The following is a 21,468-nucleotide window of genomic DNA, read 5'->3' as shown; positions in this document are numbered from 1 at the left end:
GGCTCCGTGCAAAACAAGTCAAGATTCCGGGTGCGCGTCCGGCAAGCGCCGGCCACGCCCCGGAATGACGAGCTAAAAATTCAAAACAAAGAAACAATCAAGGAGACCAGCCCGTGAAAAATCCCTTCGATCTCACCGGCAAGGTCGCCGTCATCACCGGCTCCAGTCGCGGCATCGGCAGGGCCTCCGCTGAACTGCTCGCCAGCCTCGGTGCCAGGGTCGTCGTCTCCAGCCGCAAGGCCGATGCCTGTCAGGCTGTCGTCGATGGCATCAAGGCCAACGGGGGCGATGCCCATGTCATTCCCTGCAACATCTCGCGCCGCGATGAAGTCGAAGGCCTGATCGACGGCACGGTGAAGCACTACGGCCCGATCGATATCCTGGTCTGCAACGCCGCTGTGAATCCCTATTACGGCCCGCTGCTCGATATAGCCGATGAGGCCTTCGACAAGATCATGGGCTCCAACGTCAAGAGCAACATCTGGCTCTGCGCCAAGGCGATCCCGGCGATGGCCGAGCGCGGCAAGGGATCGGTGGTCATCATCTCCTCCATCGGCGGTTTGCGCGGCTCCACCGTGATCGGCGCCTACGGCATCTCCAAGGCCGCGGACTTCGCGCTCTGTCGTAGCCTCGCCGGCGAATGGGGCCCGAAAGGCGTGCGCGTGAACTGCATCGCGCCGGGTCTGGTGAAGACCGATTTCGCCAAGGCGCTGTGGGAAGACGGAGCCAATCTCAAGCGCCGCACCGCGACTACGCCGCTGCGCCGGATCGGCGAGCCTCATGAGATCGCCGGCGCCGTCGCCTATCTCGGCTCTGACTCCTCCACCTTCATGACCGGCCAGACCATCGTCATCGACGGCGGCGTCACGACCGCGTCGGTGTAGTTCGTCTTTTATCGCCCCCTGGAGGGGGAAGGTGAGGAAATTGCCGGAAACAAATCCCCAGCGGTAACTCCCCACCGCTTGCCTTAATCCTTTCCCGTTTTTTAACATTTCAGGCGCACGGATATCCGCAGCTGGAGAGTTCCCGTGCGTCAGACGGATATCGCGATCATTGGTGGCGGCCTCGCCGGGTCGACGGCTGCGGCGATGCTTGGCCGCACCGGTGTGTCTGCAATCCTGATCGAGCCACATCAGGTCCATCCGCCTGAACTGCGCTGCGAGAAGATCAGCGGCGGTGTTCAGCTCGAGCGGCTGCGCAAGACGGGTCTCGTGGACGCGGTGCTCGGCGCCGCCACCCATGACGACGAGATCTGGATCGCGCGCTTCGGCCGCGTGATCGACAAGCGTCCCAGTCAGCAGCACGGTTTTCTCTACGACACGCTGGTCAATACCGTGCGTGGCCAGATTCCATCCACCGTCGAGACCATTCACGCCAAGGCGACCTCGATCGCCACATCGAATGACCGCCAGACCATCGGCCTGTCCAATGGCGAAGAGATTTCTGCGCGCCTCGTCATCCTCGCCAATGGCGCCAGCGTCAGCCTGCGCAATCAGCTCAATATCGGCCGCCCGGTCATCTCGGCCAATCATTCGATCTCGGTCGGCTTCGATATAGCGCCGGTCGGTCGCGGCCGCTTTGCATTTCCCGCACTGACCTACTTTGCCGAAACGACCGTTCATCGCACCGCCTATGTCACGCTGTTCCCGATCGACGACACCATGCGCGGTAACTTGTTCGTCTATCGCGAGACCGACGATCCCTGGATTCGCCAGATGCGGCGTACGCCCGAAGCGGCATTGGATGCCTGCCTGCCGAAACTGCGTGCGCTGATCGGCGACTACAAGATATCCGGCGATATCAGGATCCGCCCGGTCGATCTCTATGAGAGCGACAACGTGGTCCAGCCCGGCGTCGTATTGGTGGGCGATGCGTTCGCCTCGCCATGCCCGGGCAGCGGCACCGGCACCGACAAGGTGTTCACCGATGTGGCGCAGCTCTGCAGCGTGCATATCCCGAACTGGCTTGCCACCCCCGGCATGGATGCGGTCAAGATCGCGCAATATTACGCCGATCCGCTGAAGCTGGAATGCGATGCCTGGGCCACCGGCAAGGCGTTCAAGCTGCGCTCGGTGACAACAGAGAATTCGCTGTACTGGCGCGCGCAGCGCTGGGTGCGGTTTCTCGGCCGGCTCGGCGAGGGCGTCGTGCGCCGCACCCGCGAGACGCTGCCACGCGAACTGGCGATGATCTCGGCCGCGCTGGTCATGATGATCGACTCGGCGACCTGATCGCTGTGCGCCGGTGCTTGACGCGCCCGCGCTAATCCGGTTGCCTGCGCCTCCCAACGTGACCACAATCTTCCGCGAAGAAATGCCAGGGAAACGCCTATGTCTTTCGTGATGGCCATTGATCAGGGCACCACATCCTCGCGCGCGATGATCTTTCGCGCCGACATCTCGATCGCAGCCAGCGCGCAGCAGGAATTCCCGCAGCATTTTCCGGCCTCCGGCTGGGTTGAGCATGAGCCGGAGGATATCTGGACCTCGACGCTGCAGGTCTGCCGCGAGGCGATGTCAAAAGCCGGCGTCACCGCAAAGGATATCGCGGGTATCGGCATCACCAATCAGCGCGAGACAGTGGTGGTGTGGGATCGCGTCACCGGTCAGGCCGTGCACCGCGCCATCGTCTGGCAGGACCGCCGCACCGCGGACATCTGCGCGCAGATGAAGGCCGACGGCCTCGAGCCGTTGATCACACAAAAGACCGGCCTGATCATCGATCCGTATTTCTCCGGCACCAAAGTGGCGTGGATACTCGATCACGTCCCCGGTGCCCGCGCGCGCGCCGAGCGCGGCGAATTGCTGTTCGGCACCGTCGATTGCTATCTGCTGTGGCGGCTGACGATGGGAAAGGTGCATGCCACCGACGCCACCAATGCCTCACGCACGCAGCTCTTCAACATCCACACCGGCGAATGGGATGACGAACTTCTGAAGCTGCTGCGCGTGCCCAAGGCGATGCTGCCCAGGGTGCAGGACTCCTCGTCGGATTTCGGCAGCACCGATCTGTTCGGCGGTACCATCGTGATCGGTGGCATCGCCGGAGATCAGCAGGCTGCGACCATTGGGCAGGCGTGTTTCGCGCCGGGCATGATCAAGTCCACTTATGGCACCGGCTGTTTTGCGCTGCTCAACACCGGCACGACGCCGGTGCAATCCAAGAACAAGCTGCTCACGACGGTTGCCTATCAATTGAACGGTGTGCGGACCTATGCGCTGGAAGGCTCGATCTTTGTCGCCGGCTCCGCCGTGCAGTGGCTGCGTGACGGGCTCGGCATCATCAAGAGTGCCTCCGAGAGCGGACCGCTCGCGGACCAGAACGATTCATTGCAGTCGGTCTATCTGGTGCCGGCCTTTGTCGGCCTCGGTGCACCCTATTGGAATCCCGACGTTCGCGGCGCGCTGTTCGGCCTCACACGCAACACCGGCCCGGCCGAACTCGCCCATGCCGCGCTGGAAAGCGTCTGCTATCAGACGCGCGATCTCTACGCGGCGATGCGGGCCGATTGGCCGGACGTCTCTGCCGCCACTGTTGTTCTGCGCGTCGATGGCGGCATGACCGCATCGGACTGGACCATGCAACGTCTCGCCGATCTCTTGAACGCCCCGGTCGATCGCCCGATGATTCAGGAAACCACCGCGCTGGGCGCTGCCTATCTCGCCGGTCTTGAGGCCGGCGTATTTCCGGAACCCGCCAAATTCGCTGACAACTGGCGCCTCGAACATCGCTTCAAACCGGTGATGAGCGAAGCCACGCGCGCGCGGAAACTCAAAGGCTGGGCGCAGGCGGTGAAGGGCGTATTGGCGAGCGATCCGGGGAAAGATTGAAAGCTTGCACGCGCAACAGAAAGAGCCGCCTGTGCAGGCGGCTCTTTCTGATGTTCATGTCAGGTGGATCGCGCCTGCTGTTCGTTAGTGCCAGCCGCGATGCCGTCCACGCGACCAGCCATAATGATGGCCGCGTCCGCGGCCCCAGCCGTAATGATGTCCACGCCCGCCGCGGTGCATGCCGTGATGTCCGCCGCCATGGCCACCACGAACCTGGATGATGTCGCTGGCGATGCTCGCAGGTGCAAGCCCACCGACCGGCATGGCACTCGCCGGAAGCATCAAGCCGAGACCCAGGAGCCCCGCCGCCGCTGCCGCGATCATGGTACGTTTCATTTCAACCCTCCAAACGCAAACATTGCGCATGCAACAAGCTGCGGCCGTCCTGATTGTTCCGTTGCCAGGCGGTTGAAACGATCATTTTGCCGGGATCGATTTCGTCGCGCGAAGGTAGGAAGAAAATAATCTCTGCACGTTGCGCAACGGGCCAGAGAGTTCCCTTCCCCAAGCAAAGCGCAGTGGGGTCTGGCGGACGAAGTCGACCGCCAGACCCCACTGCGCAGCTGCGCTGCTTGGGGGTGAGACAAGGAAGCGCTACTTCGCTCCGACCTTCTTGCCGCGATACATCAGATGCACTGCGCAGTTACATCCTGGCGGATGCGTCGCGAGTTCATCATTGGCAGGCGCGGGCGTCGCGACCTCTGCGCGATTTGCCGCGTCGGCGCCCGGAATGTAGTTCAGCACCGGCGCCAACCAGCGCTCGATTTCCGCCACGCTCATGTTCTTGCGCGCGGCATATTCATCAACCTGATCGCGCTCGATCTTGCCGACGCCGAAATAGTAGCTCTCGGGATGGCTGAAATAGAGCCCGGACACCGAGGAGCCCGGCCACATGGCGTAGCTCTCGGTGAGCGTCACGCCGGCGGTGTTCTCGGCATCGAGCAGCTTGAAGATCGTCGCCTTCTCGGTGTGATCGGGCTGCGCGGGATAGCCGGGAGCAGGGCGGATGCCCTGATATTTCTCCAGGATCAGGTCGTCGGTCGAGATGTTCTCGTCCGGCGCATAGGCCCAGAATTCCTTGCGGACGCGCTCATGCATCCGCTCGGCGAAAGCTTCGGCCAGACGATCAGCCAGCGCCTTGCACAGGATCGACGAGTAGTCGTCATTGGCGTTCTTGAAACGGTCGGCGATGATGTCCTCGCCAATGCCCGCGGTTACAACGAAGCCGCCGATATAGTCCGGCACATTCGACGACTTCGGCGCGATGAAATCGGAGAGCGCGGCGTTGAACCGGCCCTCGCGCTTCTCGAGCTGCTGGCGCAGCGTATGCAGCGTCGCGATCTCGGTTGAGCGGCTGTCGTCGGCATAGAGGCGGATGTCGTCGCCCACAGCATTGGCCGGCCAGAAGCCGATCGTTGCCTTGGCCGTGAACCACTTCTCCTCGACGATCTGCTTGAGCATCTTCTGCGCATCCGCATAGAGCGAGGATGCGACTTCGCCGACGACGCTGTCGGTGAGAATGCCAGGGAAACGGCCGGACAGTTCCCAGGTCTGGAAGAATGGCGTCCAGTCGATGTAGTCGGCGAGCTCTTTCAGCGAGTAATCGCTGAAAGTCTTGATGCCCAAAAATGTCGGCTTCCGCACGGTCTTGGTGAAATCGGCAACATGTGCATTGGCACGCGCCTTCGCGAGGCTGAGCCGCTTCTTGTCCTGCTGGGCACGGAAATGCGCGGCAGAAATCTTCGCATAATCGGCGCGCACCTCGGCCGCATAGGCGACGCGCTTCTCAGGCGACAGCAGCGACGAGGCGACGCCGACGGCGCGGCTGGCGTCGTTGACATGTACGACGGCACCGGCGCGGTAGTTCGGATCAATCTTCACCGCGGTATGCACGCGGCTGGTCGTCGCGCCGCCGATCAGCAGCGGCATCTTCAGGCCCTGACGCTCCATCTCGCCGGCCAGGAACGTCATTTCGTCCAGTGACGGCGTGATCAGGCCGGACAGTCCGATAATGTCGGCGCCTTCGGCCTTGGCGGTGTCGATGATCTTCGACGCCGGCACCATGACGCCGAGATCGATGACCTCGAAATTGTTGCACTGGAGCACGATGCCCACGATGTTCTTGCCGATGTCGTGGACGTCGCCCTTCACTGTGGCGAGCACGATCTTGCCGGCATTCTTGCGGCCATCGCCGGTGATGCCGGCGGCGAGATTGTCGGCCTTCTCCTGCTCCATGAATGGCATCAGGTAAGCCACTGCCTGCTTCATCACGCGGGCCGACTTCACAACCTGCGGCAGGAACATCTTTCCGTCGCCGAAGAGATCGCCGACGATATTCATGCCGGCCATCAGCGGGCCTTCGATGACATGCAGTGGTCGCGCCACGGTGAGGCGTGCAGCCTCAGTGTCCTCGTCGATATATTGCGTGATGCCGTGCACGAGCGCATGCGAGAGCCGTTTCTCCACCGGCCATTCGCGCCAGGAGAGATCCTGTTCTTTGGCCTGCTTGGTCTGGCCGCGGAACTTTTCGGCGAGTTCGAGCAGCCGTTCGGAGGCGCCAGGATCGCGGTTGAGGATGACGTCCTCGCAGACCTGGCGCAGTTCGGGATCGATGTCGTCATAAACGATCATCTGCCCGGCATTGACGATGCCCATATCCATGCCCGCCTTGATGGCGTGATACAGGAACACCGAATGCATCGCTTCGCGGACGGGCTCGTTGCCGCGGAACGAGAAGGACAGATTCGAGACGCCGCCTGAGATATGCGCATGCGGCAGGTTCTGGCGGATCCAGCGCGTCGCCTCGATGAAGTCCACGCCGTAATTGTTGTGTTCTTCGAGGCCGGTGGCGATGGCGAAGATGTTCGGATCGAAGATGATGTCTTCCGGCGGGAAGTTCAGCTCCTTGACCAGAATGTCGTAAGCGCGTTTGCAGATCTCGGTCTTGCGCGCGAACGTATCGGCCTGGCCGACTTCGTCGAATGCCATCACGACCACGGCCGCGCCATGGCGCTGCGCGATCTTGGCTTCGTGGATGAACTTCTCCACACCCTCCTTCATCGAGATCGAGTTGACGATCGGCTTGCCCTGAACGCATTTCAGGCCGGCTTCGATGACGTTGAATTTCGACGAGTCGACCATCACCGGCACGCGGGCGATGTCCGGCTCGGAGGCGACGAGATGGAGAAACTCGACCATCGCCGCTTCGGAATCGAGCAGGCCTTCGTCCATATTGACGTCGATGACCTGCGCGCCGTTCTCGACCTGATCGCGCGCCACCTGCAGCGCAGCAGTGTAATCGCCGGCCGTGATCAGCTTGCGGAATTTGGCCGAGCCCGTGACGTTGGTGCGTTCGCCGACATTGACGAACGGAATGACTGAGGTCAGTTCGAACGGCTCCAGACCAGAAAGGCGCAGAAGCGGTGCGATCTCTGGTACAACGCGTGGCTTGTGCGGGGCGACGGCCTTGGCAATTGCCGCGATATGATCCGGCGTGGTGCCGCAGCAGCCGCCGACCACATTGACGAGGCCGCTGGCAGCGAATTCGCCGATCAGCCCGGCCATGAATTCAGGGCTTTCGTCATACTGGCCGAATTCATTGGGCAGGCCGGCATTCGGATAGGCGCAAACCAATGTATCGGCAACGCGGCCGATATCGGCGATATGTCCGCGCAGGTCTTCGGCGCCGAGGGCGCAGTTGAAGCCGATGGTGGCTGGCCGCGCGTGCTTCACCGAGTTCCAGAACGCTTCGGGCATCTGGCCCGAGAGCAGACGCCCGGATTTGTCGGTGATGGTGCCTGAGATCATGACAGGCACATCGATGCCGCGGGCTTCGCAGGTTTCGGCGATCGCGTAGAGCGCCGCCTTGGCGTTCAGCGTGTCGAAGATGGTTTCGACCAGCAACAGGTCTGCTCCGCCGTCGAGCAGCCCGTTGATCTGCTCGCTATAGGCGATGCGCAGATCGTCGAAAGTCACCGCGCGATAGCCGGGATTGGCGACATCCGGCGAGATCGAGGCGGTGCGGTTGGTCGGGCCGATGGCGCCGGCGACAAAGCGCGGCTTGCCGTCCTCGGCAGCGACGGTGATGGCAGCGTTCTTGGCGAGACGCGCACCTTCGCGGCTCATCTCATAGGCGATGTCCTGCAGGTCGTAATCGGCCTGGGCGATCGAGGTCGAAGAGAATGTATTGGTCGCGACGATGTCGGCACCGGCGCGCAGATATTGCGCGTGGATGTCCTCGATGGCGTCCGCCTGCGTCAGGATCAACAGGTCGTTGTTGCCGCGCAGATCGCGGTGGAAATCCTTGTAGCGCTCGCCACGGAACGCAGCCTCGTCGAATTGCAGACCCTGGATCATGGTGCCCATGGCACCGTCGAGCACGAGGATGCGTTCTGCGGCAGCTTTGAGCAGTTCGGTACGCTTTGGCGATACGGATACGGTCTTTGAACTAGAAGTCATGTGATCAGGCAGCTTTCTGCGCGCCGTTCGGCCGGAAGCCGAGCAAATGGCTGATGGCGAAAACGAGATCGGCGCGGTTCATCGTGTAGAAATGGAAGTCACTGACGCCGTGCTTGGCGAGCTTCTGCACCTGGCCGGCGGCCACGGTGGCGGCGACCAGCTTGCGGGTCTCGGCGTCGTCATCGAGGCCGTCGAACTTGTCGGCGAGCCATGACGGGACAGTGGTGCCGGCACGGGTGACGAAATTACGGGCTTGCTTGAAGTTATGCATCGGCATGATGCCGGGCAGCACCGGGATCGTGATGCCACGGGCGCGGACCTTGTCGATATAGCGGAAATACAGGTCGTTATCGAAGAACACCTGGGTGATGGCGCGTGTCGCGCCGGCATCGACCTTGGCCTGCAGCGTGTCGACGTCGGCATCGAAGTCGATGCTCTCCGGATGCTTCTCCGGATAGGCGGACACGGTGACGTCAATGTCGGGATAGCGGTTGCGGATACTGGCGACGAGATCGGCGGAGGTCTGGTAGCCATCCGGATGCGCCAGATATTGCGTGCCAATGCCGGTGGTCGGATCGCCGCGCAACGCCACAATGTGGCGGACGCCGGCCTCGTGATACCTCGCGACAACGTCATCGATTTCGCTTTTCGGCGCGCCGACACAGGTCAAATGCGCCGCCGGAGTCAGGTGGGTCTCCTTCAGGAGGCGTACGATGGTGGCGTGGGTGCGCTCCCGGGTCGATCCGCCGGCGCCATAGGTCACCGACACGAACGACGGGTTCAGCGGCGCGAGGCGCTCGATAGTCTCCCACAGGGTGCGGTCCATCTCCTCGGTCTTCGGCGGGAAGAACTCGAAGGAGATATTGGGAAGCTTTGCTGAGGTGGCCGGGTTGATCTCGGTCATCGCGTCGAACTCCACCGCGCAGGGCGGTACCGGTGTTATCTGGCGCCAGGTCCGTGGACTTTGGCTGCACTGCACAAAGATAGGTTATGGTCGGTTAGTGAAATAGCCCATCTTGAGTGGTTTTAGGGTGGGAATTGGCCCAACAATGGTTTTCGAACTCGGATAATATCAAGTTTTCCTTGGTGTGTGGGCAGGGGCGGTTCGCCGCGAGATCTATCGAGATATACATATATTTTGATTATTCTGGCTCTTGATGCTTGCCTGGACGACGTTTCCTGAATGTGGGCAGTTATCATCGATAATAAAGTATACCTCACTATGTCCCACGCTGGGCACCCTCTTTTGCCGCTGGCTGGAGGGGAGGCACGCGTCGCTCAGAACGCTCTTTGCCCTCCCGGATGGACGCACTAGTTTGGCGCCATGATCCCACTGTCCATTCTTGACCTCTCGGTCGTCACGTCAGGCACGCCGCCCGCGGCGGCGCTCCGCAACAGCATCGATCTGGCCAAACATGCCGATCGCCTTGGCTATGTCCGTTACTGGCTGGCCGAGCACCACAATCTGGCATCGGTCGCCAGTCCGGCGCCGGAGATCATGATCGGGCAGATCGCGGCGGTGACGCAGCATATCCGCGTCGGCTCCGGCGGCGTGATGCTGCCCAACCATGCACCGCTGATGGTGGCCGAGCGCTTCAAGATGCTGGAGGCGCTGTTTCCCGGCCGCATCGATTTCGGCCTCGGCCGTGCGCCCGGCACCGATGGCGCGACGGCGCACGCGCTGCGTAGCCGCCTCGATGCCCGCGGCGGCGATGATTTTCTCGAGCGGCTCAGCGAGTTGATGCTGTGGGAGACCCGGCAATTCCCGGAAGGTCATCCCTATAACAATGTGGTGGCGATGCCGAACGACGTGCCGCTGCCGCCGCTCTGGTTGCTCGGTTCCAGCGACTACAGCTCGGATCTCGCAGCGCAGGTCGGCATGGGGTTTGCGTTTGCCCACCACTTTGCATCTCATGATGCCGCCGACGCCATGGTGCATTACCGCGCACGCTTCAAGTCCTCGGGCTGGCGACAAACGCCGCATGCGATTCTCGCAGTGGCTGTGATCACCGCCGAAACCGACGTGGAAGCGGAGCGCCTCGCTTCGTCAGCCGATCTTAACCGTCTGCGCCGCGATCGCGGTGAATATGCGCCACTGCCGAGCGTCGAGGAGGCGCTGGCCTATCCTTACAGTGACAGCGAAAAGATGAAGATCGCGCGCAATCGTTCACGGCTGTTCGTCGGCAGTCCGTCCACTGTTATTGAAAAGCTGCAGCCGCTCATCAGCCAATGCCAGGCCGATGAGCTGATGGTGATCACCGCGATGTATGATCACGAAGCGCGGAAGAAATCCTACAGCCTGCTGGCCGAGGCGTTTCGGTTGCAAAAGGCGGCTTGAGCGCGACAATCTAGCTTGGTGATGTCGGAATTGGGGTGTGGCAAACGTCCTTGAGGCGGTGCCACCACGAACCAAGGAACGATCAATGCTCTACGCTATGCTGGCCTATCACGTCGAAGATGTCGTCACGTCATGGACGGCCGATCAGGACACGGCCGTGATGGCCGGCCTTCACGAGATCCACGAGAAACTGACAGCCGATGGCCAGATGGGCCCGGCCGCGCGGCTGGGAGGCACGAAGGGCGCGTTCACGCTGCGCGGGCCCGGTGCGGGCGTGGTGATCGACGGTCCGTTTGCCGAGACCAAGGAGCAGTTGCTGGGCTTCTATGTCGTCGACTGCGAAACGCGCGAGGATGCGGTCGCCGTCGCCCGCGATCTGCGTCGCGTCAATCCGAGTGCTGTGTATGAAATACGGCCCGTGCAGTTATTTCTGCCCGGCGCACCGAAGGCCGCGACGCACGCACTGGCCGATCACGTCAGGCCGGCCTCGTCCTGACGTGAGGTGTTACGATGTCGGTTCGCCGAAAGTCTTGCGGAAGGGATGCGCCGGATAGACGCCGACGATCCGGAATTCGCGTGAGAAGAACTTCAGCTCCTCCAACGCGAAAGCCAGATTGCGGTCATCCGGATGGCCGTCGACATCGGCATAGAACTGTGTAGCGAAGAACTCGCCGTCGACCATGTAGCTTTCCAGCTTGGTCATGTTGACGCCGTTGGTGGCGAAGCCGCCGAGGGCCTTGTAGAGCGCCGCAGGAAGGTTGCGGACGCGGAAAACAAAACTGGTGACCAGCGGTTCGGAGCCCTGCGGCGCCCATTTGGCATCTTTCGAGAGGATCACGAAACGCGTTGTGTTGTGATCCTCGTCCTCGACGTCCTCGGCGAGAATTTCGAGCCCGTAGATATCGGCCGCGAGGCGGGAGGCCAGCGATGCGCAGCTCTTGTCGCCGCGTTCGGCAATTGTGCGTGCCGAGCCCGCAGTGTCGGCCGCGACGATGGCCTTGATGCCGAGCTTGCGAATGATGCGGCGGCACTGGCCGAGCGCGTGGACGTGGCTTTCCACCGTCTTGATGTCGGTGAGCTTCGCGCCGGGCAGCGCCATCATCTGGTGGTGAATGGGCAAAAACCACTCACCGACGATATGCAGGCCCGACTGCGGCAGCAGATGATGGATGTCGGCGACGCGGCCGGCGATCGAGTTCTCGATCGGGATCATGCCGAGATCGGCCTCGCCCGAGGTGATCGCGGCGAGCGCATCCTCGAATGTGGCACAGGGCAGCGGCTCGGCATTCGGAAATGCCTCGACGATGGCGATATGGGAATTGGCGCCGGGCTCGCCCTGGAATGCGATCTTCATGATCTGATTTTTCGGAATGGTCATGGCGGGCCTTGTATCAGTCGCTCAGTTTTTTGCCAGCAGGCGGCGGGCGGTTTCGAGATCGGCGGGCGTATCGACGCCCAGTGGGACGGAGTCGACGATAGCGGCGTCGATCCGCATGCCGGCCTCCAGCGCGCGCAGCTGTTCGAGCTTTTCGCGCAACTCGAGCGTTGAGGGCGCCAGCTTGACGAAGCCTTCGAGCGCGGCGCGCCGATAGGCATAGAGCCCGATGTGATGGTAGCGGGGGCCATCGCCATAGGGCGCGGTGGCGCGGGTGAAATACAGCGCGCGCAGCCGCGCGGGGCCGGCCGGCGAGCCGATCAGCTTCACCACGCTTGGCGCCGTGTGCTCCTCGTCCTTGCGGATCTCGGTCGCCAGGGTGGCGATATCGACCGCGGGATCGTCGAGCAGGCGGACGGCGGCGCTTATGTCGCCGGGCGGAATAGTGGGCAGGTCACCCTGGACGTTGACGATGGTTTGGACGTGTCCTGCCGGATCGAGCTTGCACAGGGCCTCAAAAATCCGGTCCGAGCCCGACGGGTGGTCCGGGGAGGTCATCACTGCCTCGAAACCGTGGGCGATTACGGCGTCGGCGATGTCCGCGGTGTCGGTGGCGATGGCGACACGGCCCAGACCAGCGTCTTTGGCGCGTTGCGCCACATGCACGATCATCGGCAGCCCGCCAATATCGAGCAGCGGCTTGCCGGGTAGGCGGGTGGCCGCCATCCGGGCGGGAATGAGCACCAGGGTGCGTGTGTCTGTCATGTCAAAATCGGCTTGGATTCCAGTAATCTTCCCCCCGAAAAGTATGATGCACATCAAAGGGCGCGGCGTTTATACGGGTTGCCAGAGGATGGGCAAACCGTTATCTCAAAACGGCGGGCCCGAGGGCCGCAGGAACCTGATTCCTGAGTGTGTCGAGGCCGTTGGAGCGGCCTTCCAATGACCTAAAACGGCGTGGGGCTTTTCGACTATGGACTCCTTCGAACTCAACAAGATTATGGGCGCCATTCTGGGCACCTGCCTGATTCTGCTGGTGACGAATTTCACCGCGCAGGCCGTGTTTGCGCCAAAGCATATGGAAAAGCCCGGCTACGATATCGCCGTGAAGGAAGAGGCTGCCGGTGGCGCCAAGGCCGCTGCTGCACCGTCCGAGCCGATCGAGAAACTGCTGCAGACCGCATCGATTGAAAAGGGCGCGACGGCTGCCAAGAAGTGCGCCGCCTGCCATACCTTCGAGAAGGGTGGTCCGAACCGTGTCGGTCCGAACCTGTTCGGCACCGTCAACGATCATGTTGGCCAGGGCAAGGGTGGCTTCAACTTCTCGGCAGCCATGAAGGCCAAGGGTGGTACCTGGACATTCGAGGAACTGAACAAGTTCATCGCCAATCCGAAGGGGACCGTCCCCGGTACGGCCATGGGCTTTGCCGGCATCCAGAAGGACAGCGAGCGCGCCGACGTGATCGCCTATCTGGCCTCGCTGGCTGATACGCCGGTGCCGCTGCCGACCGCGGCCAAGTAAAGCGGGCGACGTAACGGCTGTTCCGTCACAATCCATCATCGATCAAACGGCCAGGCTTCGCCTGGCCGTTTTCGTATCTGCATTACCAAAGCTTAAGCGGGACGTTTGGCCGCAACGCGTTAGGATGCAACCAGCGTGACGGGTGGTATCCTGCGGAAAAGCCGGCATAATCGGCCGAACCCTCGCCTTATATGGCCGTTCTAATAGACTGCTCCGGTTCACAGGATTCAGCACATTGACGATTTCCCGACGCCGCCTTCTCCAGACCAGCGCCTTCGCCACACTTGCCCCTGTCATCGGTGGTGCGGGCAGCCTCTCCATCATCAATGCAGCATGTGCCCAGTCTCCGGCGAAAGGTGCGGAATGGCGCCATGCGCTGTCCCTGTTCGGGGAGATCAAGTATCCGGCGGAGTTCAAGCGGTTCGACTACGTCAATCCGGAAGCGCCCAAGGGTGGCATCGTCCGCCAAATCGCGATCGGGACTTTCGACAATTTCAACATCGCGGTGGCCGGCGTGAAGGGCAACATCGCGGGCGCTGTCGGGCTGATCTACGAGTCGCTCACGACAGCGTCGCTGGACGAGGTGTCGACCGAATATGGCCTGCTCGCCGAAGCCGTCAGCCATCCCGAGGATTTTTCCTGGGTGTCCTACCGGCTGCGTGCGAATGCCAAATGGCACGACGGCAAGCCGGTGACTCCGGAAGACGTGATCTTCTCGCTTGAGTCCTTCAAGAAGTATCATCCGCAATATTCCGCCTATTACCGCCACGTGGTGAAGGCCGAGAAGGTCGGCGAGCGCGAAATCAAGTTCACCTTCGATGCGCCCGGCAATCGCGAATTGCCGCAGATCGTCGGCCAGCTCACAGTGCTGCCAAAGCATTGGTGGGAGGGCACCAACGCCTCGGGCGCCAAGCGCGACATCGGCAGCACCACACTGGAAGTGCCGCTCGGCAGCGCCGCCTATCGCATTAAGGACTTCGTGCCGGGGCGTTCGGTGTCTGTTGAGCGCGTGAAGGACCATTGGGGCCGCGACCTCAATGTGAATGTCGGTCGCAATAATTTCGACGAGCTGCGCTACGAGTATTTTCGCGACGGCACCGTCGCGCTCGAAGCTTTTAAGGGCGATCAGGTGGATTGGCGCACCGAGAACAGCGCCAAGAACTGGGCGACGGCCTATGACTTCCCTGCGGTTGCCGAGAAGCGTGTTATCCTCGAAGAATTCCTCAATCGCTCGTCGGGTATCATGCAGGGCTTCGCCCTCAACATCCGTCGCGACAAGTTCAAGGATCCGCGCGTTCGCCGCGCGCTGAACTATGCATTCGATTTCGAGGAGATGAACAAACAGATCTTCTTCGGCCAGTACAAGCGCATCGCCAGCTATTTCGATGGCACCGAGCTCGCATCGTCGGGCCTGCCGGAAGGCAAGGAGCTGGCAATCCTCGAAACCGTGCGCGCTGAAGTGCCGCCGGAGGTCTTCACCAAGCCCTATACCAATCCGGTCGGCGGCAGTGCCGAAAATGTGCGCGGCAATCTCCGCGAAGCGCTGCAGCTTTTGAAAGAGGCCGGCTACGAGGTCCGTGATCGCAAACTAGTCAATGCCAAGAGCGGCGCGCCGTTTGAACTGGAATTGCTCGGCGAGGATCCCTCTTTCGAGCGTGTGATGTTGTTTTTCAAACCGTCGCTGGAACGTCTCGGCATCGGCGTGTCCGTTCGTACCATCGACGCCACGCAATATGAGAACCGGCTGCGGACCTGGGATTTTGACATCGTCGTGTCGTCCTGGCCGGAGTCGCTGTCGCCCGGTAACGAGCAGCGTGAATTCTGGGGCTCGCAGGCTGCCGATATGGCGGGCTCGCGTAACATTATCGGGATCAAGAATCCGGCGATCGACAAGCTGATCGAGCGCGTGATCTTCACCAGGGATCGCGAGGATCTCGTTGCCGCCACCAAGGCGCTGGACCGTGTGCTACTGTGGAATAACTTCGTGGTGCCGCAATGGACCTACAACAAGGTCCGCACGGCGCGCTGGGATCGCTTCGGTCGTCCGCCTGAGCCGCCGAAATATGGCCAGTCCGGATTCCCCGCGATTTGGTGGTACGATGCCGACAAGGCCGCCAAGATAGGCAAGCGCTCTTGAGGAGCACATCGCGCATGGCGCAGCTCAATCGTCGGCACGTGCTGGGTCTCGGGATCGGCGCTATCGCGGCGTCGCGCTTCAGCCCCGCTTTGGCGCAGGCGCCGAGCGAAGCCCACGGCATCTCCGCCTTTGGCGACCTGAAGTATCCTGCCGATTTTCCGAATTTCGATTACGTCAATGTCGAGGCCCCGAAGGGCGGTGCCTTCTCAACTGTACCGTCGAGCCGTGCATTCAATCAGTCATTCCTGACGTTCAATTCGCTGAATGCCTATGTTCTCAAGGGCGATGGCGCGCAGGGCATGGGCATGACCTTTGCCCCGCTGATGGTGCGCGCGGGCGACGAACCAGACGCGATGTACGGGCTGGTCGCCAAAAGCGTGCAGATCTCTGCCAATGGTCTGACCTATAGTTTTACGCTGCGGCCGGAAGCACGCTTCCATGACGGCAGCAAGCTGACCGCGCGGGATGCTGCATTTTCGCTGACGGCGCTCAAGACCAAGGGTCATCCCATCATCACGCAGCAGATGCGTGACATGGTGAAGGCTGAGGCTGTCGATGATGCAACACTGGTCGTGACCTTCGCCGAGAAGCGCGGCCGCGACGTGCCGCTGTTCGTCGCGGGCATGCCGATCTTCTCGCAGGCTTATTACGACAAGCGCGCGTTCGACGAGTCCTCGCTGGAGGCGCCGCTCGGAAGCGGGCCCTATAAGGTCGGCCGCTTCGAGGTGGGGCGCTTTATCGAATTCGATCGCGTGAAGGACTGGTGGGCCGCAGACCTTCCGGTCAATCGCGGCAGCTACAATTTCGATACGGTGCGGTTCGATTTCTATCGCGATCGCGATGTAGCTTTCGAAGGCTTCACCGGCCGCAACTATCTGTATCGCGAGGAGTTCACCTCGCGCATCTGGAACACGCGTTACGATTTTCCCGCAGTGAAGGATGGCCGGGTCAAGCAGGAGATGCTGCCCGATGATACGCCGTCGGGCGCACAGGGCTGGTTCCTGAACACGCGCCGCGCCAAATTCAAGGATCCGCGCGTGCGCGAGGCGCTCGGCAATGCGTTCGATTTCGAATGGACCAACAAGACCATCATGTACGGCGCCTATGTGCGCACCGTGTCGCCGTTCCAGAATTCGGACTTGATGGCAGTCGGTAAGCCGTCGTCGGAAGAGCTCACATTGCTGGAGCCGTTCCGGGACAAGGTGTCGGGCGAAGTGTTCGGTGATCCCTATGTGCCGCCAACGTCCGATGGTTCGGGTCAGGACCGCGCGCTGCTGCGCAAGGCCATCCAGCTCTTGAACGACGCTGGCTGCGTTATGAAGGACGGCAAACGCATGACTGCGCAGGGCGAGCCGTTCAAGCTCGAATTCCTGCTCGATGAACCTGCTTTCCAGGCGCATCACATGCCCTATATCAAGAATCTCGGCACGCTCGGCATCGAGGCCAGTGTGCGCCTTGTCGATCCCGTGCAATTCCGCGCACGCCGCGACGATTTCGATTTCGATGCAGCCATTGAGCGCTTCAGCTTTTCCACTATCCCTGGCGATTCCCTGCGCTCGTTCTTCTCGATGCAGTCTGCCGCCACAAAGGGCTCGAATAACCTCGCCGGCATTTCCGATCCCGTTGTCGATGCCTTGATGAACGAAGTCATTGCCGCCGATACGCGGCCGAAGCTGGTCTTCGCAGCGCGTGCGCTGGACCGCGTGATCCGCGCCGGGCGTTACTGGGTGCCGCAATGGTATGCGGCCTCGCATCGTGTGGCCTATTGGGATGTGTTCGGCCATCCCGCCGATTTGCCGAAATATATCGGTGTCGGTGCCCCCGATCTGTGGTGGGCGTCCGCAAAACCTTCAAGCGAGCAGGCCAAATAGCATGGGCGCATATATCGCACGGCGCGTGCTGCTGATGTTTCCCACGCTGCTGGGGATTCTGTTCGTGTCCTTTGTCGTGGTGCAATTCGCGCCCGGTGGTCCCGTCGAGCGCGTGATCGCGCAGCTCAGCGGCGCGGATACCGGCGCGTCGCGCGTCTCCGGCTCGTCCGGTGGGGACTTCGGTAATCGGGCACAGCCCGGCGCCGCAGGCGACGCGGTGAATTCGAAATATCGCGGCGCGCAGGGGCTCGATCCGGATTTCGTCAAGAGCCTTGAAAAGCAGTTCGGTTTCGACAAACCGGCGCCGGAACGTTTTGCGCTGATGCTGTGGAATTTCGCGCGTTTCGATTTCGGCAAGAGCTACTTCCGCGATACTACGGTGTTGCAGCTGATCAAGGAGAAGCTGCCGGTCTCGATGTCGCTCGGCATCTGGATGATGTTGATTACCTACCTGATCTCGATTCCGCTCGGCATCCGCAAGGCGGTGCAGGACGGCTCGCGCTTCGACACCTGGACCTCGGCCGTCATCATCGTCGGTTTCGCCATCCCCGGCTTCCTGTTCGCGATCCTGCTGATTATCCTGTTCTCGGGCGGTTCGTTCTGGAGCATCTTCCCGCTGCGCGGTCTGACCTCGGATGGTTGGAGCCAGTTCCCGTGGTACTGGAAGATCATCGACTATGCCTGGCACATGACGCTGCCGCTGATCTCGATGGTTCTCGGCGCCTTCGCCACCATGACGCTGCTGACCAAGAACTCGTTCCTCGACGAAATCCGCAAGCAATATGTGATGACCGCGCGTGCCAAGGGCTGCAACGAGCGGCAGGTGCTCTATAATCACATCTTCCGCAACGCCATGCTGATCGTCATCGCCGGTTTCCCGGGCGCGTTCATTCACGCGTTCTTTTCCGGCTCGTTGCTGATCGAGACCATCTTCTCGCTCGACGGGCTCGGGCTCCTCGGCTTCGAGAGCGTGCTCAACCGCGATTACCCTGTGGTATTCGGCACACTGTTCATCTTCTCGCTGGTCGGCCTGGTGGTGAACCTTCTGTCCGATCTGGCTTATATGTGGATCGATCCGCGGATCGATTTTGAGGCGCGAGAAGTCTGATGACCATCACGGCGCCCCTTCCGGTGGAAAGCACCACACAGTCGCCGCTCGGCGAAGCTGTACCGCCATCGCGGCATCCGCTCGGCATCTCGCCGCTCAACCAGCGTCGCTGGCAGAATTTCAAGTCCAATCGCCGGGGCTACTGGTCGTTCTGGATTTTCTTGTTCCTGTTCTTCATCTCACTGTTCGCCGAGGTGATCGCCAACGACCGGCCGTTCTTCATCAAGTTCGACGGCAAGATGTATTTCCCGGCTTTCGTTACCTATTCGGAGACGACGTTCGGCGGTGATTTCGAGACGGCCGCGGATTATCGCGACCCCTTCCTGCAGAAGCTGATCGCCGAGAAGAACGGCACGATTCTCTGGCCGTTGATCCGCTATTCCTACGATACGCACAATCTCGATTTGCCGACGCCGGCGCCGTCGAAGCCGACATGGATGCTGACCGAAGAACAGTGCAAGCCAGTGGTCGAAAAGAAAGGCCTCAGGAGCTGTCGTGATCTCGAATATAACTGGCTTGGCACTGACGATCAGGGCCGCGATGTCGTTGCGCGGCTGATCTACGGCTTCCGCATCTCGGTTCTGTTCGGCCTCGCGCTCACCATTGTCTCGTCGATCATCGGTATCGCCGCAGGCGGCGTACAAGGCTATTTCGGCGGCTGGATCGATTTGGCCTTCCAGCGCTTCATCGAAATCTGGAGTGCAATCCCCTCGCTCTATCTGCTGCTGATCCTGTCCTCAGTGCTGGTGCCGGGCTTCTTCGTGCTGCTGGGGATCCTGCTGCTGTTCTCATGGGTCTCGCTGGTCGGCCTCGTGCGCGCGGAATTCCTGCGCGGCCGCAACTTCGAATATATCATGGCGGCGCGGGCGCTCGGCGTGTCCAATGCCAAGATCATGATCCGGCACCTGCTGCCGAACGCCATGGTTGCCACCATGACCTTCCTGCCGTTCATCGTCTCGTCCTCAGTGATGACGCTGACTGCGCTTGATTTCCTCGGCTTCGGCCTGCCGCCGGGCTCGCCATCGCTTGGTGAGCTGCTGTCACAGGGCAAGGCCAATGTGCAGGCGCCTTGGCTCGGCTTCACCGGTTTCTTCGCGGTGGCGATCATGCTGTCGCTGTTGATCTTCATCGGCGAAGGCGTCCGCGATGCCTTCGATCCGCGCAAGACGTTCAGATAGGGCCGCAGCATGGATGCCATCAACCAGCCGCTGCTCGATGTCCGCGATCTTTCGGTCGCGTTCCACCATGGCGGCAATACATCAGTCGCGGTCGACAGGGTGTCGTTCGAGATCAAGCGGGGCGAGTGCGTTGCGCTTGTGGGCGAGTCCGGCTCGGGCAAATCCGTCAGTGCCATGTCGATCCTGCGACTGCTGCCTTATCCGACGGCGTCACATCCGTCCGGCCATATCCGCTTCAAGGGCCATGAGCTCCTGAGCATGTCGGAGCGCGAGATCCGCGGCATCCGCGGCAACGATATCTCTATCATTTTTCAGGAGCCGATGACCTCGCTGAACCCGCTGCACACCATCGGTGCGCAGATCGGCGAGATACTGCAACTTCATAACGGCATCCGCGGCAGCAAGGCACGCGAGCGGACGCTGGAATTGCTGACGCAGGTCGGCATTCCCGATCCGGAGACGCGTCTTGCCAGTTATCCGCATCAGTTGTCCGGTGGCCAACGCCAGCGCGTGATGATCGCCATGGCGCTCGCCAATGAGCCGGATCTTTTGATCGCCGACGAGCCGACTACGGCGCTGGATGTCACGGTACAGGCGCAGATCCTCGCTCTGCTGGCCGATATTCGTCAGCGGCTCGGTATGAGCCTGCTGTTCATCACGCATGATCTCGGCATCGTCCGTCGTATCGCGGACACCGTCTGCGTCATGAACAACGGCAAGATCGTCGAGCAGGGGCCGGTGGAGCAGGTGTTCACGGCGCCGCAGCATGCCTACACGCGGGCATTGCTTGCCGCCGAACCGAAGCCAGATCCCGCGCCGCCGCGGCCAGAGGCGCCGGTGGTGATGTCGACGGACGATCTCAAGGTCTGGTTTCCGATCAAGCGCGGTCTGCTGCGCAAGACGGTGGGCCACGTGAAGGCCGTCGATGGTGTCAGCCTGAAAGTGCGGCAGGGCGAAACGCTCGGTGTCGTCGGTGAGTCGGGATCTGGCAAGACCACGCTCGGTCTTGCGTTGCTGCGGCTGATCTCCTCGCAAGGACCGATCGTATTCCTCAGCAAGGACATCCAGGGCCTGCAGTTCAAGGACATGCGGCCGATCCGGCGCGACATGCAGATCGTGTTTCAGGATCCGTTCGGTGCGCTGTCGCCGCGCATGTCAGTCGGCGATATCGTCGCCGAGGGGCTCAGCGTGCATCAGCCTTCTCTTTCGCCGGAGGATCGTGAAGCACGTGTCGTGAAGGCGCTGCAGGATGTTGGTCTCGATCCCAAGACTCGGTTCCGCTATCCACACGAGTTCTCCGGCGGGCAGCGCCAACGCATCAGCATCGCGCGCGCTGCCGTGTTGGAGCCGAGTTTCGTCGTTCTGGACGAACCCACCAGCGCGCTCGACATGCTGTTCCAGGCGCAGATGGTCGACCTTCTGCGCGAGCTGCAACGCAAGCGCGATCTCACTTATATGTTCATTTCGCACGATCTGCGCGTGGTCGCGTCACTGGCCAGCCATCTCATCGTGATGCGGCACGGCAAAGTGGTCGAAGAAGGACCGGCGGCTGAGCTGTTCAAGAATCCGAAGACCGATTACACCCGGGCGCTCTTCGCCGCGGCGTTCCGGATCGAGACAGCACCGGGCGGGGCGGCGGCGCAGTAAGGTC

At 61.6% G+C, this 21,468-nt stretch carries 16 protein-coding genes; 11 read left to right on the top strand and 5 right to left on the bottom strand.

Going from position 1 to position 21,468, the window contains the following annotated elements:
- Window positions 1–113: 113 nt before the first annotated feature.
- The 3 genes from CIW50_RS25860 to glpK all read left to right on the top strand — a co-directional run bounded on the left by CIW50_RS25860 (window position 114) and on the right by glpK (window position 3,830).
- Entirely contained in the window at window positions 114–884 is a 771-nt protein-coding gene (locus CIW50_RS25860; protein ID WP_149534026.1) for an SDR family NAD(P)-dependent oxidoreductase, read from the top strand.
- Between the two features lie 144 nt (window positions 885–1,028).
- Window positions 1,029–2,231, top strand: coding sequence for an FAD-dependent oxidoreductase (locus tag CIW50_RS25855; RefSeq protein ID WP_149534025.1), 1,203 nt, complete (start codon window positions 1,029–1,031; stop codon window positions 2,229–2,231).
- Window positions 2,232–2,330: 99 nt separating this feature from the next.
- The gene (glpK, locus tag CIW50_RS25850; RefSeq protein WP_149534024.1) at window positions 2,331–3,830 is read left to right on the top strand and encodes a glycerol kinase GlpK; all 1,500 of its coding nucleotides are present in this window, start codon (window positions 2,331–2,333) and stop codon (window positions 3,828–3,830) included.
- 84 nt (window positions 3,831–3,914) lie between these two features.
- On the opposite strand, the gene CIW50_RS25845 is transcribed toward glpK, so the two are convergent.
- The 3 genes from CIW50_RS25845 to metF form a co-directional block, all read right to left on the bottom strand.
- The gene (locus CIW50_RS25845) at window positions 3,915–4,166 is read right to left on the bottom strand and encodes a hypothetical protein (protein WP_149534023.1); all 252 of its coding nucleotides are present in this window, start codon (window positions 4,164–4,166) and stop codon (window positions 3,915–3,917) included.
- A gap of 258 nt (window positions 4,167–4,424) precedes the next feature.
- A complete protein-coding gene (gene metH, locus CIW50_RS25840; protein WP_149534022.1) occupies window positions 4,425–8,288 on the bottom strand; it encodes a methionine synthase in 3,864 nt (1,287 codons plus the stop codon).
- Between the two features lie 4 nt (window positions 8,289–8,292).
- Complete coding sequence (gene metF / locus CIW50_RS25835) at window positions 8,293–9,192, bottom strand: methylenetetrahydrofolate reductase [NAD(P)H] (RefSeq protein ID WP_149534021.1); 900 nt, start codon at window positions 9,190–9,192, stop codon at window positions 8,293–8,295.
- Between the two features lie 420 nt (window positions 9,193–9,612).
- Here metF and CIW50_RS25830 point away from each other — a divergent pair, with 420 nt between their 5' ends.
- Window positions 9,613–10,626 (top strand): LLM class flavin-dependent oxidoreductase, encoded by a 1,014-nt coding sequence (locus tag CIW50_RS25830; protein WP_149534020.1) that lies wholly within the window; start codon window positions 9,613–9,615, stop codon window positions 10,624–10,626.
- An 85-nt stretch (window positions 10,627–10,711) separates the two neighbouring features.
- Window positions 10,712–11,122, top strand: coding sequence for a YciI family protein (locus CIW50_RS25825; protein ID WP_149534019.1), 411 nt, complete (start codon window positions 10,712–10,714; stop codon window positions 11,120–11,122).
- Window positions 11,123–11,131: 9 nt separating this feature from the next.
- Here the strand turns inward: CIW50_RS25825 and CIW50_RS25820 are convergent, their stop codons facing one another.
- A complete protein-coding gene (locus CIW50_RS25820; RefSeq protein WP_149534050.1) occupies window positions 11,132–11,980 on the bottom strand; it encodes a prephenate dehydratase in 849 nt (282 codons plus the stop codon).
- A gap of 45 nt (window positions 11,981–12,025) precedes the next feature.
- Window positions 12,026–12,766, bottom strand: a complete 741-nt coding sequence (locus CIW50_RS25815) for a 3-deoxy-manno-octulosonate cytidylyltransferase (RefSeq protein WP_149534018.1) — start codon at window positions 12,764–12,766, stop codon at window positions 12,026–12,028.
- A 208-nt stretch (window positions 12,767–12,974) separates the two neighbouring features.
- Here CIW50_RS25815 and CIW50_RS25810 point away from each other — a divergent pair, with 208 nt between their 5' ends.
- From CIW50_RS25810 to CIW50_RS25785, 6 genes are all read left to right on the top strand, one after another.
- Window positions 12,975–13,523, top strand: coding sequence for a c-type cytochrome (locus CIW50_RS25810; protein ID WP_149534017.1), 549 nt, complete (start codon window positions 12,975–12,977; stop codon window positions 13,521–13,523).
- Between the two features lie 235 nt (window positions 13,524–13,758).
- Window positions 13,759–15,660, top strand: a complete 1,902-nt coding sequence (locus CIW50_RS25805) for an extracellular solute-binding protein (protein ID WP_149534016.1) — start codon at window positions 13,759–13,761, stop codon at window positions 15,658–15,660.
- 14 nt (window positions 15,661–15,674) lie between these two features.
- Window positions 15,675–17,531, top strand: a complete 1,857-nt coding sequence (locus CIW50_RS25800) for an extracellular solute-binding protein (protein ID WP_149534015.1) — start codon at window positions 15,675–15,677, stop codon at window positions 17,529–17,531.
- Between the two features lies 1 nt (window position 17,532).
- A complete protein-coding gene (locus tag CIW50_RS25795) occupies window positions 17,533–18,639 on the top strand; it encodes a microcin C ABC transporter permease YejB (protein WP_149534014.1) in 1,107 nt (368 codons plus the stop codon).
- Window positions 18,639–19,817 carry an ABC transporter permease gene (locus CIW50_RS25790; protein ID WP_149534013.1) on the top strand — a complete coding sequence of 393 codons (1,179 nt, stop codon included), beginning with the start codon at window positions 18,639–18,641 and terminating at the stop codon, window positions 19,815–19,817. Before CIW50_RS25795 ends, CIW50_RS25790 begins: the two co-directional genes overlap by 1 nt.
- Window positions 19,818–19,826: 9 nt before the next feature.
- On the top strand, window positions 19,827–21,464 hold the full coding sequence (locus tag CIW50_RS25785) for an ABC transporter ATP-binding protein (RefSeq protein WP_149534012.1): 1,638 nt from the start codon (window positions 19,827–19,829) through the stop codon (window positions 21,462–21,464).
- Window positions 21,465–21,468: the final 4 nt, after the last annotated feature.

This window comes from Tardiphaga sp. P9-11 (genome assembly GCF_008329525.1).
In the GTDB taxonomy this organism is placed as follows: Bacteria; Pseudomonadota; Alphaproteobacteria; order Rhizobiales; family Xanthobacteraceae; genus Tardiphaga.
This window is presented reverse-complemented; position numbering and strand designations above follow the sequence as displayed.

Coding starts and splice junctions, on each gene's coding strand:
- glpK (WP_149534024.1), top strand. CDS start 2,331: ATGTCTTTCGTGATGGCCATTGATCAGGGCACCACATCCTCGCGCGCG.
- CIW50_RS25845 (WP_149534023.1), bottom strand. CDS start 4,166: ATGAAACGTACCATGATCGCGGCAGCGGCGGCGGGGCTCCTGGGTCTC.
- metH (WP_149534022.1), bottom strand. CDS start 8,288: ATGACTTCTAGTTCAAAGACCGTATCCGTATCGCCAAAGCGTACCGAA.
- metF (WP_149534021.1), bottom strand. CDS start 9,192: ATGACCGAGATCAACCCGGCCACCTCAGCAAAGCTTCCCAATATCTCC.
- CIW50_RS25830 (WP_149534020.1), top strand. CDS start 9,613: ATGATCCCACTGTCCATTCTTGACCTCTCGGTCGTCACGTCAGGCACG.
- CIW50_RS25825 (WP_149534019.1), top strand. CDS start 10,712: ATGCTCTACGCTATGCTGGCCTATCACGTCGAAGATGTCGTCACGTCA.
- CIW50_RS25820 (WP_149534050.1), bottom strand. CDS start 11,980: ATGAAGATCGCATTCCAGGGCGAGCCCGGCGCCAATTCCCATATCGCC.
- CIW50_RS25815 (WP_149534018.1), bottom strand. CDS start 12,766: ATGACAGACACACGCACCCTGGTGCTCATTCCCGCCCGGATGGCGGCC.
- CIW50_RS25810 (WP_149534017.1), top strand. CDS start 12,975: ATGGACTCCTTCGAACTCAACAAGATTATGGGCGCCATTCTGGGCACC.
- CIW50_RS25800 (WP_149534015.1), top strand. CDS start 15,675: ATGGCGCAGCTCAATCGTCGGCACGTGCTGGGTCTCGGGATCGGCGCT.
- CIW50_RS25795 (WP_149534014.1), top strand. CDS start 17,533: ATGGGCGCATATATCGCACGGCGCGTGCTGCTGATGTTTCCCACGCTG.
- CIW50_RS25790 (WP_149534013.1), top strand. CDS start 18,639: ATGACCATCACGGCGCCCCTTCCGGTGGAAAGCACCACACAGTCGCCG.
- CIW50_RS25785 (WP_149534012.1), top strand. CDS start 19,827: ATGGATGCCATCAACCAGCCGCTGCTCGATGTCCGCGATCTTTCGGTC.